This window comes from Auraticoccus monumenti (genome assembly GCF_900101785.1).
GTDB lineage: Bacteria > Actinomycetota > Actinomycetes > Propionibacteriales > Propionibacteriaceae > Auraticoccus > Auraticoccus monumenti.
In genome coordinates this window covers 1,352,667-1,367,773 of sequence record NZ_LT629688.1, presented here as the reverse complement: position 1 = coordinate 1,367,773, position 15,107 = coordinate 1,352,667, and the positions used below count along the sequence as shown (strand labels likewise).

9 protein-coding genes are annotated in these 15,107 nt (G+C 71.7%); 2 read left to right on the top strand and 7 right to left on the bottom strand.

Annotation, left to right across the window (positions count from 1 at the left end):
• Positions 1-6: 6 nt before the first annotated feature.
• Entirely contained in the window at positions 7-1,260 is a 1,254-nt protein-coding gene (locus BLT52_RS06240) for a Coenzyme F420 hydrogenase/dehydrogenase, beta subunit C-terminal domain (protein WP_090591640.1), read from the bottom strand.
• 63 nt (positions 1,261-1,323) lie between these two features.
• Entirely contained in the window at positions 1,324-1,890 is a 567-nt protein-coding gene (locus tag BLT52_RS06235; protein WP_269457588.1) for an arsenate reductase/protein-tyrosine-phosphatase family protein, read from the bottom strand.
• Between the two features lie 79 nt (positions 1,891-1,969).
• On the opposite strand from BLT52_RS06235, the gene BLT52_RS06230 reads away from it, so the two are divergent.
• Positions 1,970-2,842 (top strand): O-fucosyltransferase family protein, encoded by an 873-nt coding sequence (locus BLT52_RS06230; protein WP_157677003.1) that lies wholly within the window; start codon positions 1,970-1,972, stop codon positions 2,840-2,842.
• A gap of 387 nt (positions 2,843-3,229) precedes the next feature.
• Positions 3,230-5,500 (top strand): right-handed parallel beta-helix repeat-containing protein, encoded by a 2,271-nt coding sequence (locus BLT52_RS06225; protein WP_090591634.1) that lies wholly within the window; start codon positions 3,230-3,232, stop codon positions 5,498-5,500.
• A 484-nt stretch (positions 5,501-5,984) separates the two neighbouring features.
• Here the strand turns inward: BLT52_RS06225 and BLT52_RS06215 are convergent, their stop codons facing one another.
• Genes BLT52_RS06215 through BLT52_RS06195 form a run of 5 tightly spaced genes read right to left on the bottom strand, consistent with a single transcriptional unit; the run spans position 5,985 to position 15,067 of the window.
• A complete protein-coding gene (locus BLT52_RS06215) occupies positions 5,985-7,412 on the bottom strand; it encodes a polysaccharide biosynthesis tyrosine autokinase (RefSeq protein ID WP_090591630.1) in 1,428 nt (475 codons plus the stop codon).
• Positions 7,409-8,695 carry a hypothetical protein gene (locus BLT52_RS06210; protein ID WP_090591627.1) on the bottom strand — a complete coding sequence of 429 codons (1,287 nt, stop codon included), beginning with the start codon at positions 8,693-8,695 and terminating at the stop codon, positions 7,409-7,411. The genes BLT52_RS06215 and BLT52_RS06210 overlap by 4 nt, the downstream gene beginning before the upstream one ends.
• Before the next feature lie 4 nt (positions 8,696-8,699).
• Positions 8,700-10,265, bottom strand: coding sequence for a lipopolysaccharide biosynthesis protein (locus BLT52_RS06205; protein ID WP_090591626.1), 1,566 nt, complete (start codon positions 10,263-10,265; stop codon positions 8,700-8,702).
• Positions 10,262-11,338 carry a polysaccharide pyruvyl transferase family protein gene (locus BLT52_RS06200; RefSeq protein WP_157677002.1) on the bottom strand — a complete coding sequence of 359 codons (1,077 nt, stop codon included), beginning with the start codon at positions 11,336-11,338 and terminating at the stop codon, positions 10,262-10,264. Before BLT52_RS06200 ends, BLT52_RS06205 begins: the two co-directional genes overlap by 4 nt.
• A 3-nt stretch (positions 11,339-11,341) precedes the next feature.
• Positions 11,342-15,067, bottom strand: a complete 3,726-nt coding sequence (locus BLT52_RS06195; protein WP_157677001.1) for a PKD domain-containing protein — start codon at positions 15,065-15,067, stop codon at positions 11,342-11,344.
• Positions 15,068-15,107 lie beyond the last annotated feature (40 nt).

Genomic DNA, 15,107 nt, shown 5'->3' with positions numbered 1-15,107 from the left:
GACCCCTCAGGCGGACTCCCCCGCGGCGAACGGTGCGGTCTCAGCGCGCGCCCTTCGGACCCGCCAGAAGGTGCCCTTGGCCGCCCTCCAGCTGGCCCGGGGGTTACGGGCCGCGAGCCGCCACAGCCCGAAGCCGCGGTAGCGCGGCATCCGGCGACCGCCCAGCCGGCTGCCGAGACCCCGACCCAGGAGGGTGCTCCGGCGCAGCCGCTGGAAGGGCTGCACCGTGGCCAGCGCCTCCACCTCCAGCGGACGGGCGTCGATGACCCCGGCCGCGATGGCCTCCTCGACGACCTGGCGACCGCGCTCGGTGCGGGCCAGCAGGGCGCTGCGCCCGTCCTGCTCCCCGAAGACCGGGTAGCCGCGCTCGTCGGCCTCCCAGAAATCGGCGGCGGTGATGTCGCTGAACTCGCCCACGCCGTCCGGGCACACCTTGCACCGCCACTGCACGGCGGGCCCCAGCAGCTTGCCCCAGGACTCGTCGTAGGACAGCGAGGTGGTGCCTTCGTCGGTGACGGCGGTGAAGCGTCCGGGCCAGCCGCGCCCCCGGAACCACAGGTCCTTGACCACGACCCCCGGACCGACGCCGATCTCCGACAGCGCCCGGTCGGTCGCCTGCTGGCTGGGTGTCCCGGCGCAGAAGAACGACAGCAGCAGCGGGTCCTGCTGGCCGCGCGCATGGTCGAGCTGGCGGATCGCCGCCACCTCGCAGGGCTTGCCGGTGACGACCCCTGCGGGGTCGGTGACACCGTCCTGGGCCGCCACCGCCACCGGGTTGTACCGGGACCCGGCTGAGGCGAGGGCCTCCTCGCGGGAGGTGATCTGCAGGGTCACGGTGCGCCGGACGTCCTCGCGGTCGGCACCGACGACGACGCACGGGCGCTCCTGCGACGCCAGCCAGCCCGACAGGGCCGTCAGGACCCCACCGCTGCTGCCGCGGTGCCTGGTCCCGCTGTCCGCGGCCCAGGCCGACCAGGCCTGGAGGTGGGCCCCCATGGTGGGGTGCCACCGGGTGCCGGGGGTCGTCGGCCGCACGAGGGTGACGCCGGGGCACATGCGGCGGAACGTCCGGGCGGCCTCCGCGTCGTCGGGGCCGGGCCCGCCGTCCACCGCCGCACGACGACGGGGGCGCAGGAAGCCACCGTCGTCGTAGGCCATCTCCAAGCCGGGGTCCAGCTGGGTGCAGGCACCGCAGCCGCTGCACAGGTCCGCTGCCACCACCTCGGCGATCTGTCCATCGAGCGCTCGACCAGCCTCCACGTGCCACCTCTCATCGGGCGATCCTGCGTGCCGACGGGACCGGCGGCTCCGTCTCCGGCGTCGTCACCGGACGCGGCGAGCGGCGGGGCTCACTGCGTCGAGCACCGTCACCACGGCGTCACGAAGGTACCCGGCCACCCGGCGGTGCGTCCTCCCGGACCTGCCCCACGGGTCGGGGAGGTCGTCGTCCTCCGGTCGTTGGGGCAGGACGAGCCCCCGCTGGCTGATGGCGAAACCGGTCATCTCCCCCAGGTCACCGACCACCGAGCCCGATCTGGTGCCGCAGTAGCGGGCGAACTCTCGCAGCGTGAACGTCTTGTCGATGGCCTGGGGGACGAGGTGGGCGACGACGGACCGGTGCCGGCGGCTGGCGGTCAGCACGAGGTCCGCGCGCTCCACCATGCCCGCGTCCAGCTGGCGTGCCCAGTGGTCGTCCAGGGGGACGTCGAGACGTCTGAGGGCCTGCGCGGTCGCCGGGGCGATGCCCTCGCCGACGAGCGCCGCGGTCCCGGCGCTGCTGATCAGGACGCCCGGCGGCAGACCGGGCAGACCGTCGACGCCGTGACGCATCATGAGCTGGGTCGCAGGAGACCGACACACGTTTCCGGTGCACACCACCAGGACATCCATACCGATCCCCCGATCACGTGGCCGTCCGATCCTAGGATGGAGCACCAGGCAGTCGACGGCAAGCGAACGGTGGTCCCAGATGTCCCCACACGAGCGGCGGCGGTTGGTCATCGCGGTCACCCGCCCCTACCACGGTCTGGGTAACCGGATGCGTGTGGTGTTCGGCGCCAAGGCCCTGGCTGACAGCACCGGGCGCGGGCTGCGGTTCGTCTGGTCGGTCGGGAAGCCCTTCGGGGCCCGCCTCGACCAGCTCTGGGAGGTGCGCGACCGCCCGCTGCCGCGCCTGGCCTCGAGGGCGCTCACCGCGCGCTACCCCTACCGGGACGAGAAGCTGGCCTGGCTCGACGGCGCCACGGAGGAGCGCGTGTGGCAGATCCGCACCGCACACGCCCTCCACCTGCCCGAAGCCGCCGGCCCCTGGGAGCGGACGCTGCAGCAGGTGCCACCCGTGGCCGGCATCCGGGACGCGGTCACCGACTTCCACACCCGTGACCTCGGCCGGTCCCCCTACGTCGGTGTCATGGTGCGGGCGCACCCGGTGTCGCACCAGGAGACGCTGCTGGCATCACCTGTGGAGTGGTACATCGCCCGGCTCAGGGCGCTCCGCAGCCAGCACCCGGCTCTCCGTTTCTTCGTCTCGGCCGACAGCCCCGAGGCCGCAGCGAGGATCGCCCAGGAGGTCCCGGGCTGCGTGAGCCTGAAGAAGACGGGGGGTTACAATACCCGCGTCGGCCTCCAGGAGGCGGTCACCGACCTGTACCTGCTGGCGAGCTCCAGCCACCTCGTGGGCCCGCACTTCTCCAGCTTCCCCGAGCTCGCCCAGCGGTTGGCCGGGCCCGGACTGCGTCTGGAGACCTCGCGCACGGCTCCGGAGCACGACTTCGACCCCGAACAGCTCAGCACCCCCTCGGACCCCACCCGCCCGCACGAGCGGCAGGCCACCTCCTTGTGAGCTGACTGGGACAGGACCGCGCAGCGGCTGGGTGGGAGCACCACCTGACCGGGGTGGATCACGGACCACCTCGACCATCCACCTGCTGAGACGTCGACTCGTCGGTATCGGAGGTGTCGTGTCACAGTGTGCCCACTTCGCGCTGCCGGGGGCCCAGGTGCAGCCGACGTCCAAGGAGTACCCGTGCCCCCGTTCCTCCCCCGCAGCCTCCGTCGACTCCTCAGCGTGACGCTGGGCCTCCTCCTCGTGCTGGCCCTCTCCGCTCCTCTCACACCCGCCCGAGCTGCCGTCAGCATCAGCGACACCTTCCAGCGCACGGTGGCGCAGGGGTGGGGTCGAGCCGACAGCGGCGGCAGCTGGGAAGTCACGGGAGGCACCAGCAGGGCTGTGAGCAACAAGACCGCATCCGTCGGCAACGTGCAGCCTGGGCGGTCCTTCTCCGCGCGGCTGGCCACGACCTCCGTCGAGGACGGTCTGGTGCGGGCGGAGCTGACCCTCCCCTCCGTCCCTGGCTTCTACTACGCCGTCGAGGCCAGGGTGGACGGTGACGGCTCGCGCTACCGCGGGCGGTTGCGCGTGGACTCCGCCTACCGCCTCCACAGCGAGCTGATGCGGGTCGGGCCCGGCGGCCGGGAGAAGATCCTGGCCACCAAGGCGCTGGACGTCGTGGAACCCGGCCAACGGCTCCGGGTGGAGCTGTCGGTGAGCGGCAGCACGAGCGTCAGCCTCGCGAGCCGGGTCCACCCTGTCGGCTCGAGCTCCACGTCGTGGCACACCCGCTTCGACGACCGCTCGTCCGAGCGCCTGACGCGCTCTGGTCCGGTCGGCCTCTGGGGTTACGTGTCCGGTTCGCACAAGAAGGCTGCCACGATCACCACCCACGCCTTCTCCGTCGGAGGACCCGCTGTCGCCTCTCCGCCTCCGACGGCCACCCCGAGCCCGAAGCCCGGCGCGCCCACGACCGGGGCTGGCGCCTCGATCGGGTCCCTCCCGGTCGGCAAGGCCACCTACCGCGCACCGGCGGACGCGCTCTACGTCGCCCCCAGCGGCAAGGACTCCGCCCGCGGTACCAAGAGCGAGCCGCTCCGCACCGTCACCCAGGCCATCCACCGGGCCCGAGACGGCCAGACGGTCGTGCTGCGCGCAGGCAGGTACCACGAGAGCATCCTCGTGCCGCCCCAGCGGGTGCTCACCATCCAGGCCTACCCCGGTGAGGCGGTGTGGTTCGACGGCGCCGAGTCCGTCAAGGGCTTCGCCCGTGACGGAGCCGCCTGGGTCAAGCGCGGCTGGGACACCGACTTCGACACCAGTCCCACCTACGGCAAGGGCCTGGCCGACAGCACCCAGCCGGGCTGGCAGTGGATCAACCCCGACTACCCGCTGGCCGCGCACCCCGACCAGCTCTGGATCGACGGCAAGGAGCAGCGGCAGGTCCGCCGCGTCCAGGACGTGAAGGCGGGGACCTTCTACGTGGACAACAGGGCGGATCGGCTCTGGATCGGCAGCGACCCCGCCGGTCGCCTGGTCGAGGCCAGCACCCTGGCCACCGCCATCTCACTGCGGGCGCCCGGATCGACCATCCGCGGTTTCGGGGTGAAGCGGTACGCCAACTCCGTCCCCTCTCAGGGCGTGATCACGACCTACTACCCGTCGATGAGGCTCGAGAACATCGTGGTCGAGGACTCCGCGACCGCTGGTATCGGCGTCTACGGCGCGAACTGCGTCCTGGAGGGCGTCACCATCCGTGGCAGCGGCCAGATGGGTCTCCAGGGCAACAAGGCGGACAACCTCCGGGTGAACGACCTGCGTCTGGAGGACAACAACGACCAGCGCTTCAACCCGACCCCAGCCGCCGGCGGGTTCAAGATCACCACGAGCCGCGGGGTGAGCCTGACCAACAGCCACCTCAGCGGGACGTGGGGGTCGGCCTTCTGGACCGACCACTCCGTGCACGACATCACCGTCGTCGGGAACACCATCACGGGGAACCACCGCTACGGGGTCGTCCTGGAGCTGTCGTCCACGGCGGTGGTGGCCGACAACGTCATCACCGGCAACGCCTTCGACGGGATCCTGGTGGCCAACTCCGACAACGTGGCGATCTGGAACAACTCCATCGCCGGCAACCGCAACGCGGTCGCCGTCACCCTGGACAAGCGCCGCAACGACGGCAAGGCCATGGGCGCGGACCCGCGACGTCCCCGACCAGACACCGCCATGCCGTGGATCAGCCGCAACATCACCCTCGGCAACAACGTGCTCCACGCCGGTGGGAAGGCGAGCGCCACCGTCAGTACCAACTCCTACGAGCGAGTCATGAACGGGAACGACATGATCACGAGCTCGGAGGGCAACGTGTTCGCGAGCACCGACGCGAGCCCCGGCGTGGTGACCGCCTGGGCGCGCAAGAACGACAAGCCCTCCGTGCACAGCTCCCTCTCGGCCCACCAGCGGGTCACGGGCAGGGACCAGGACAGCGAGGAGCTGGACGGCACCACGGGTCTCACCAAGGCCGGGGTGGCCAGGTCGGCGACGCAGGCCCTTGCCGGGTCCGTGGCGCAGCGGCTCCCGGCCCGGGTCGCGGAGGAGAGCGGTCTGCCGCGCGACATCCGGTGGCTCGGTGCCACCCACACCGTCGACGGGCAGAAGGTGCGCTGATCACCCGGCTCCGGCGGGGCGCGGCACCGGTCAACCCTGGCTGCCCGCCTCGCCGAAGAGCACGCCCGAGAAGTCCTCGTCGGGCCGCGGGACGTCGCTGCGGCACCCGTCCTGCTCGTGGTGGTCCTGCTGCGTGCGACGCCACGGGCTCGGGCGGAGGAGTGCGGTTGAAGACGAAGCCGAGTAGCCGGGCGTCCACGGAGCGGAGCGAGCCGGCGCGGTGCTGAGCCGCGACGCCGTCGCGGTCACGCTGGGTGAGCGCCGCGCCCACGGCAGGTCCATGGGTGCGGAGCCGCGACGTCCCCGTCCGGACGCCGCCATGCCGTGGAACAACCGGGACGTCAGCATCGGCAACGAGATCCTGCACGCCGGTGGGAAGGCGACCGCCCGGCCCCGGTCAGCCCAGCGATGCCGTCCAGCTCCTCGCCGTCCTGGTCCCTGCCGGTGCGCTGAGCCCCCGGGCTCCGGCGGGGCATGGCACCGGTCAGCCCCGGCTGCCCGCCTCGCCGGAGAGCTCGCCCGAGAAGTCCTCGTCGGAGCGCGGGACGTCGCTGCGGCGCCCGTCCTGCTCGTAGTAGTCCTGCTGCTTGCGACGCCAGGGGCTCGGGCGGGGGGTGCGGTTGAAGACGAACCCGAGGAGCCGGGCGTCCACGGAACGGAGCGAGTCGGCGGCGTGCTCGAGCTGCGGCCGGGTGGTGTGACCGTGGCGGACCACCATCACCACCCCGTCGGCCAGCACCCCTGCGACGGCGGCGTCGATGACCGGGAGCAGTGGCGGCGTGTCGAGGATGACGAAGTCGAAGGTGTCGCGCAGCTGCCCCATCAGGGACGCCATCGCGTCGCTGCCCAGCAGCTCAGAGGGGTTGGGGGGCAGCGACCCGCTGGGGAGCACCTGGAGGCGGTCGTGCTGCCAGCGACGCAGCGCGGTCTCCAGGTCCAGCGACCCAGCCAGCACGTCGGTCAGGCCGACGGAGCCCTCGAGCCCGGCGTAGGCCGCAACGCTGGGGCGTCGCAGGTCCCCGTCCACCAGCACCACCCGGTGGCCGTCCTGGACCAGCACCCGCGCCAGGTTCACCGCGGTGCTGCTCTTCCCCTCCCCGGCCACGGCGGAGGTCATCACGATCACCCGCGGCGGGTGGTCGACGTCGATGAAGCGGAGGTTGGTCCTCAGCCGGCGGAAGGCCTCGGCGCGGACCTGGGCCCGCGGGGTCCGGCTCTGGAGCGGGAGGATGGGGTTCTGCCGGGCGTCGCGCAGGTCCTCCACCGAGGCCAGCACGCCCTGCCCCCCGGGGAGGTCGGACTCGCCCCGCACGCGGGTGTCCAGCCGCTCACGGGCCACCACGAGCACGAGGCCGAGCAGCAGTCCCCCCAGGCCGGCGGCCAGGACGTTCCGCCGGGTGTCCGGGCTGCTCTGGAACCGGGGCGGCACTGCCGTGGCCACGGTCACCACGTCGATGGTGGGCTGCCCGTCGACGACCGGTGAGAGGTCCTTGACGACCACGCCGAGGCGCAGCGCGATCGCGTTGGCCAGGTCGGCGGCGAGCTGCGGCGAGGCGCTGGTGGCGGAGAGGTCGATGATGACCGACTCCGCCATCACGTCGGCCGACACCGACCTGGCCAGCTCGCCCGACGTCGTGTCCAGGTCGAGGTCGTCGATGACGGCATCGAGGACGATCGGCTTGGTGGCCAGCTCGGCGAAGGAGCCCAGCTGCTGCTGGGTGTAGTTGGCTCCCTGGTACAGCTCGTTGGCCGTGCCGCCGCCCTGCATCGAGAAGTAGGAGCTGGCTGTGGCCGTGTAGAGGGGGGTGGTGAGCATCGACCAGGTTCCGACGCTGCCGCAGGCGAGCAGGAAGGGGATGAGGATCAGGAACCAGCGCTTGCGCACCACCGCGACGAACTGCGCGAAGGTCATCCCACACCCCTTGTCCGAGTCGAGGCCCTCTGCTGGTCCTCGTCGGCCCTGAGTGTAGGTGCAGCCGGTTCGGTCGCCATCGCTATCGCCAGGCCCGCCACGAACCACGTCAGGTGCGCGTACTGGGTGATCAGCGCGACGGTCGCCAGGGCCGGGACCTGCGCCACCACCGCGATGGTGGCCAGGCTGGCCCGACGGGTCAGGACGAGCACGGCCCCCACCGCGAGCAGGGCGAGGACCAGCAGGAGGGTGAGGCCACCGTAGGAGATCCCGAACAGGATCAGCTGGCTGTCGATGGAGCGGAAGCTCCCGAAGTAGAGGGTGCCGTCGGCCGCGCGCTGCATCGCGGGACTCGGACCGAGGAGCTGCACCTGCTGCAGCAGCGGGATGAGGTTGCCCCGGTAGGACGCGCTGCCCTCGAGCTCGGCCCCCGCCCTGGCGTACACCGACTGGGCGAGCAGGGCGGCCACCACTCCCCCGACCACGAGGACCACCACCAGCCCTCGTCGGACTTCGCGGACGGCCGCGCTGCGCGAGAACAGCACTGCCAGTCCGAGCCCGAGCAACGAGCAGAGCACGCTCACCCGGCTCATGGTCACCGCCGCGCCCGCGAGCATGACGACGACGAGGATGAGCCGCACGGCGGGACGGAACCTCGCCTGCAGGGTGAGCACCATCGCCATGGCCAGGGAGCAGCCCAGTGCGATGGAGTGGCCGAACGCTCCCTCCGACCGCTCCAACCCACCCCTACCCTGGATCCGGCTCCACGCCGCCCGCGCCGAGTTGGAGGGGCCCCACTCCGAGAGACCGTGCCAGCCGGTCACGAACTCCAGCAGGGCCAGGACGGCGACGACCGCGAAGACCACCGCGACCGCCGAGGAGAGCCAGCTCGCCCCGACCGTCGACCCCAGCAGCCGCCCCACCAACCAGCCCACGACCCAGATGGACAGCACGCCGAACAGGGAGCTGATGCCCATCACGCCGAGGGCTGCGGGCGCGACGGACACGACGAAGAGGGCTCCGAAGAGCAGGTCACCGACGTTCCAGTGCCGTGGCAGGTGCCCTGACAGCAGCAGCCCGGCCACCAGCGCCATGCCGACGACGGACACCGACGACCAGCCGACCACGACGGTGACGCTCACCCAGATGGGCACCAGCGCCACCACCAGCAACCACACCACCGCACCCGTCCGGGGCGAACGGCGGACCACCAGCAGGAAGACCGACGCAAGGCCCAGCCCCAGCAGCCCCAGGGAGAGCAGCTCCGCACTCAGTGACGGCACGGGTTCACCCCACGGTCGTCGTGCGTCTCCGGCCACCGGCGGCCAGCCGCGCGAAGGCCAGCACGCCCTGTACGTCCCGGCGCACAGCGGGCACGAGGGTAGCCAGGGCGTAGGTGGCCACGGTGACCAGCAGGCAGGCGACGAGCTGCACCAGGACCGGCGTGCTCGACAGCAGCTGCTGGGCGCCGAAGGTGGTCAGCGCGGCGGCCGCACCGCACAGCACGATGCGCAGGCTGCCCCAGTGCAGTGCCCGCTGCGGGATGTTCGTCCACCGGGACAGGATGGCGTAGGACAACGGCAGAGCGACAGCAGGGGCCACGGCGTAGCCCACAGCGACCCCGACGACACCCCACTGGCTGCCGACCAGCACGCAGATCACGCGCAGCGTGAGGCTCAACAAGGAGTAGCGGAAGAGGCGCCCGCTCAGGCCCCTGGACACGAACACCCAGTAGTTGACGAATCCGATGGTCTGGAAGGCCCCCGCGGCGGCCAGTGCCGCGAAGAGCGGGATGGCCTGCGACCACTGCGGTCCCAGCGCCACGAGAATCACCGGGCTCGCGGCACCGGCGGCGAACGCGGTTCCGGCGACCAGCGTGTAGCCGAGTGCTGCCTGCCCTCGCAGCAGCATGCGGTCCGCCTCCGGCCCTCCGTCCTGCAGCCGGGCCAGCACCGGCAGGGCGACGGTCGTCGTCGGGTTGCGCAGCTGGTTGAGCGTCTGCATCAGGAGCTGGAAAGCCCGGTTGTAGACCCCGAGATCAGTCGGCGAGAAGCGCCAGGCGACGGTCAGGGTGTCGACGTTGTTGTTGCAGAACCCCACGAGCTGCGTGCCGACCATGCCTACGCCGAACTTCAGCATCGGACGGACGTCCGCGGACCGGTCGGGGAGCCGCGGCAGCCACCCCGCCAGGACGATCGCCAGGGTCGTGGTCACCAGGAGGCCGCCGACCTGCTGCGCGGCCAGGGCCCAGTAGCCGCCCCCGGCCAGTGCCGTGGCCACGGCGGCGACCAGCCCCGACAGGGGTCCGACCACGTCGGCGAGGGCCAGCGACCCGAAGCGCAGACGTCTGCTCAGGTCGGCCCGGTACTGGGCGAGCAGGCCGTTGATCACGAAGCAGACGGCCATCACCCGCAGCAGCGAGGCCGCCTCGCCGTACCCGTCGACACGTCCGAGGAGCGGTGCGGCGGTGAAGCAGATCGTCGCCAGCACCAGGCCCATGCCCAGGTTGATCCAGAGCAGGTTGCTCTGCTGGCCGCGGGAGAGGGTCTTGGCCTGGATCGCCGCCGTGGACAGCCCGAAGTCCCGGAGCACCTCTCCCAGGGAGACCACGGCCAGGGCGAGGGCGAAGTAGCCGTAGTCGGTGGGCGCGAGGATCCGGGCCAGGACGACCACCGAGGCGGTCTGGATGAGGATCCGGACCACCTGCCCGAGCATCACGACCTTGGTGCCCCGGGCGGTGCTGGCCCGCAGCGCACCAGGGTCGGCTGCCGGGCCGTCGGTCGACGTGGCGGCCGTGCCGGGCGGCTCGGCCGGCCCCCCGCCGCCGGCTCGGCCGTCGTCGGCCGGTGTCACACCACGCCCGCCAGCGCGTCCGCTGCGACGGCGATGTCGGCCTGGGCCCGTCCCCGGACCTCGAGCGCCCGCTCCTGGGCTCCCGGTGCGTCGACCATGGTCATGGCGCGACCGACGAGGTCGCCGTCGTCGCGGAGGTCGACGGTGCCGGGCCAGCCGATGCGGTCCAGCAGCGGCTTGAACTTCCGCGAGTACGCCAGCGGGACCGTCGGGGTGCCGACGGACAGCGCGTTGAGGCAGGCGTGCATCCGCGAGCCCAGGAGCACCCGGGCCCCGGACAGGCACGCCCTGACGTCGGCGACGTCGGTCGGCACGACCACGGGCAGACCGAGCTCCTCGCCGAGGGCCCGGACGACCGGCACGTCGTTGTCCGGCAGGGGGGAGTCGATGACGTGGGCCAGCAGCGTCACGCTGCGACCGTCCTGCTGCAGGCGCTGGAGCAGCTGCCGCACCACCGCCTGGTAGCGCTGGTGGTCGACGTGCGGGTTCGGCCCCCAGAGCAGTCCCGAGACGTTGAGCACGACGTCCAGGTCGTCGGCCCGCTCCGGCCGGGGCAGGGCGAAGCAGACGTCGGTGGTGAGCAGCGAGCGGCGAGCGCCCAGCGCCCGGGCTGTCTCGAAGCTCCTGGTGTCTCGGGCCATGGTGAGCGCCGCGCTTCGCAGGGTGCGGCGCCCCAACCACCTGCCCTGGCGGGTGTCGAAGGGGCCGACCGTCTGGGGTGCCAGGACCACCGGCACCCCCGCTCGCCGGACCGCCTCGTACATCAGCGTCATGCGGCGATGGCGAGGGCCCCCGTAGATGTCGGCGAAGCTGTCCCCGGCCCGCGTGTCGAGCACCAGGTCGAATCCGCGCAACCACTCGATCACCGCGTCCGGACGCACCAGCCGTGCGGCCATCCGCTTCTGCGAGCCGAGCGCAACCGGTGAGTCACCCGGGCCGTAGCCCTGGTGCTCGACCTCGATCTCACCCAAGGCCTGGCGGGCCAGTGCCGCCGTCCCCTGGGCCAGGACCCGGACCCCGAGGTTCGTCGAACCGGGTTCGGCCCAGAGGATCAGCACACGTCTCGCCGCCACCGCCTACCGCACCTCCAGGTCATCGATCGACACCACCACGGGGCCGTTGGTCATGGTGCCCGTGCCGTAGGCCGAGAAGGCCACGTGTCCGCTGTCCTGCAGGGTAGCGGTGCTGTCGGTGGTCGTCACGAACCACGCCTCGGGCTCGGGCTGTCCCTCGGGCCACACCTTCGCCCGCAGCCGGGTCGAGGTGCCCTCCGTCAGGACCTCCATGCGCACCTGCAGCTCGGCGCCCGCGGTCTGGGTGTACCCGGAGAGCAGGCGGTTGGCGACCAGGGTCTCCGTGCTGCCCACCATGCGGGCCAGACCCACGTTCACGTTCCCGTTCGCGGCGTACCGGAGCTTGAACCGGTACCCACCGTCGTCGCCCCTGCGCACGTGGTAGTTGACGTGGGCCCCGCCCCCGTCGGCCACCTTGTCGAGCCCGACGGTGAAGCGGGAGTCGGTGTCCCCCGCGACGGCCGAGGTCAACGTCGCCGTCCGCGTCTGGCTGCGTCCCACGGTCACGAGCCCCGAACCGCCGGCCACGGACAACCCGGTGGTGCCGGTCCAGGTGCCACCGACGTCGGAGGCTCCCCAACCGCTGGTCACGCTGCGCCCGAAGGCGTCCTGGGCGACCAGCTGCTCCTCGGTCACCGTCACCGTCTTCGTGAGGGTGGCCTCGCCGCCCGCGTCGTCGGTCACGGTGAGGACGACGTCGTAGCTGCCTGCCTCCGCGTACTCGTGACTCGCCGTGCGGCCGCTGCCGTCCGCCGTCTCGTCGCCCCAGCTCCAGGAGAAGCTCGGCACGGCGTCGTCGGAGGTGGTCGATGCGCTGGCGTCGACCGCGACGGTGAGCGCCTCGGAGGTGGTGGCCTGGAATGCCGGCACCGGGTCGGCATGGGTCACGGTCACCTGCTTGGTGGTGGTGCCCTTGGCGCCCTTGCTGTCGGTGACCGTCAGCTGGACGGCGTACGTCCCAGCCTCGTCGTAGCGGTGAGACGGCTGCGCCTCGCTGGACGTGGCCCCGTCACCGAGGTCCCATGCGTAGGACGCGATGGTGGCGCCGCTGGCTGCGGTCGAGCCGCTCCCGTCGAGGGAGGCGGTCAGGCCCTGAACGTCCTGGCTGAACGAGGCGACCGGAGCGGCGTGCGCGGCGCTCACCGTGACCGTCTGCTTCTTGACGGCGGTGCCGCCGCCGCTGTCGGTGACGGTCAGGGTGATGGCGTACTCCCCCGCCTTGGCGTAGCTGTGCGACGAGGTGCTGCCGGTCGTGGGCGGCGTGCTGTCACCGAAGTCCCAGGAGTACCCCGTGACGGTGCGCCCGGTGGGAGCGCTCGAGGCGCGGCCGTCGACCGTGACGGCCAGGTCCTTCACGACCGAGGAGAACTCAGCCGTCGGGCTGGCGACCGCGCGTCCGAGCTGGTGGTGGGCGGCGACCGTCGCCGGAGCCAGGCTCTTGCCGTACACCGCGAACTCGTCGATGCTGCCGTCGAACCAGACGTTGCTCACCGGACCGGGCCAGCCACCGAGGTTGTCGCCCCCGACCCGCCAGTAGCCGGTGTAGGGCTCGGCACCCGTGTTCGGGTTGCTGCCCACCTCGACACCGTCGACGTAGAGCCGCATCCCGGCCGAGGACTGCATCGCCACCACGTGGTGCCACTGACCGTCGTTGTAGCTGTTCGAGCTGGTGGCCATGTTGGTCACCCCGGTGTAGGCACCGAAGAACAGCCGGCCGTCGTCGGTCATGTAGACGTGACGGTCGTAGTTGTTGGACGTCCCCAGCTGGGAACCACCGAAGCCGGCCAGCTTGCCACCGCGGTTGGTCGTGGTGGAGAACCACAGCTCCACCGCGTAGGTCGAGGGACCGGGAGCGGCCTTGCTGCTCCCCATCGCCCCGGTGCTGCTGCCGGGGAAGCGGCTGGCCGCGTCCTGGTCACCGACCAGTGCCCCTGGGGTCGTGGCCTGCACGCCCGCCGTCACCTGGCCAGGGTCGCTGCCTGCGAGGTCCGTCTCGATGGCGGCGGCACGGTTGAGTCGCCAGTACAGCGAGGCACCGTCGTCCAGGACGCGCTGGGAGTAGGCACCCAAGGTCGCCGTCGAGACCGTGACCGAGACCGTCTTGCTCAGCGCGGTGTTGCCGTCCCCGTCGACCGCCCGCACCTGGTACGTGTAGGTCTGGCCCTTCACGACGGTGCTGTCGTTGTAGGTCTGCGAAGGAAGGTTCCAGAAGCTGGAGCTGGCCGTGACCGTGCCCACCTTCGTGCCGTTGCGCAGCACCTCGTAGCTCAGCCCGAGGTCGTCACGATCCCAGTTGGAGGGGAAGGTGACGCGGACCGAACCCGAGTGGGGCGAGATGGCGGTGGGCGCCCAGGCGTCCCCGCTCAGCCGCGGACCCTCTCGACGCCCGCTGGCGGGCTCGGAGGAGAACCGCACGAGGCCGTACTGGGCCTGCCCGTTCACACCGATGAACTCGCCACCGACGGCGATGTACTTGCCGGTACCGACGACGCTCCACCCGGCCTGGCCCTGACCGGACGCGGTGCCGGTGTACCAGTCGGGGTACCAGTTGATCGCGGCCGGCGCCGGGTAGCCGGTCCAGTCCTGGTAGAAGGGCGTGTTCGTGCCCCGGGTGAGAGTGCCCTTCCGGGCAGCGGTCACGGCGGTGGCGTTGCGCATGTTGCCCGGAGCGGGGTCCTTCTGCGGGAAACCGCCCATGGACTCGCACGAGTGCTCGTGGCTGGTGCTGTAGACCGTGGTGCCGTCGGAGTGGACGCCGTAGTGGTCCCCGTGGCAGTCAGCCACCCAGTTCAGGGCGCCGCTCGCCGGCTGGGCCGAGAAGACGCCCTCGAAGTTCCCGTACTCGGCCGCCGCGTACACCCAGCCGGTGCCGAACACCGAGGTGCCGTCGGCGCTCAACGCGTAGATGCCGGCCTTGCCCTTGTAGGTGCCCTCGGACACGCCGTTGCGCACGTGCGTCGGAGCCTCCCACGGCTGGATGGAGCCGTCGGACATGCTGAGGGCGACGAGCCCGCGCTGGGGGACGCCGTTGACCACGCCGAAACGCCCACCGACGATGAGCTTGTCGGTGCCTGGGGCAGCCACCATGGCGTCCACCTGCAGGTCGGTGGTGGGGGCCCAGCCCAGGAGCTGTCCAGAGGTGTTGAAAGCCATCAGGTTCTTGCGGGTGACCCCGTTGCCGGCGCCGAGCAGGCCACCGACGTAGACCACGTCGCCGACCGCCGTGATGGCGTTGACGTAGCTCCCGCCGACGGCGGGCTTGAAGGTGGTGAGGAGGTCACCGGTCTGTGCGTCGAAGGCGGCGAAGTTCCAGCGCGTCTGGCCGCTGGCCTTCGAGAACGTGCCCCCGACGTAGATGCGCTTGCCGTCGGGCGAGGCCGCGATGGACCTGACGGTCCCCGTCACGCTGGGGTCCCACTCGGTGTCCAGCTCCCCGGTGGTGATGTCGTAGGCCAGCAGGTTCCCCCTGGGGGTGAGCTGCGTGCCCTTCGCCGCCCCGTAGGGACGGGCGTTGGAGAAGCTGCCGCCGACGTAGACCTTGTTCCCCACCATGACCTGCGTCCACGCCAGCCCCGAGTCCAGCTGGACGGTGGGCAGGGCGTCAGCGGTCACCGTCGTGGGTGAGCGCTGCTCGATCGGAGCCGGGCCGGTCAGGTTGACCTCGGACTCCTCGGCCGCGGCGGGTGCTTGGCCGGTGCCGAGCACCAGGGCCAGGACGAGGGCGATCAAGAGCGCCCCTCGTCGAACTACCGGGTGCTGTGCGTTCACT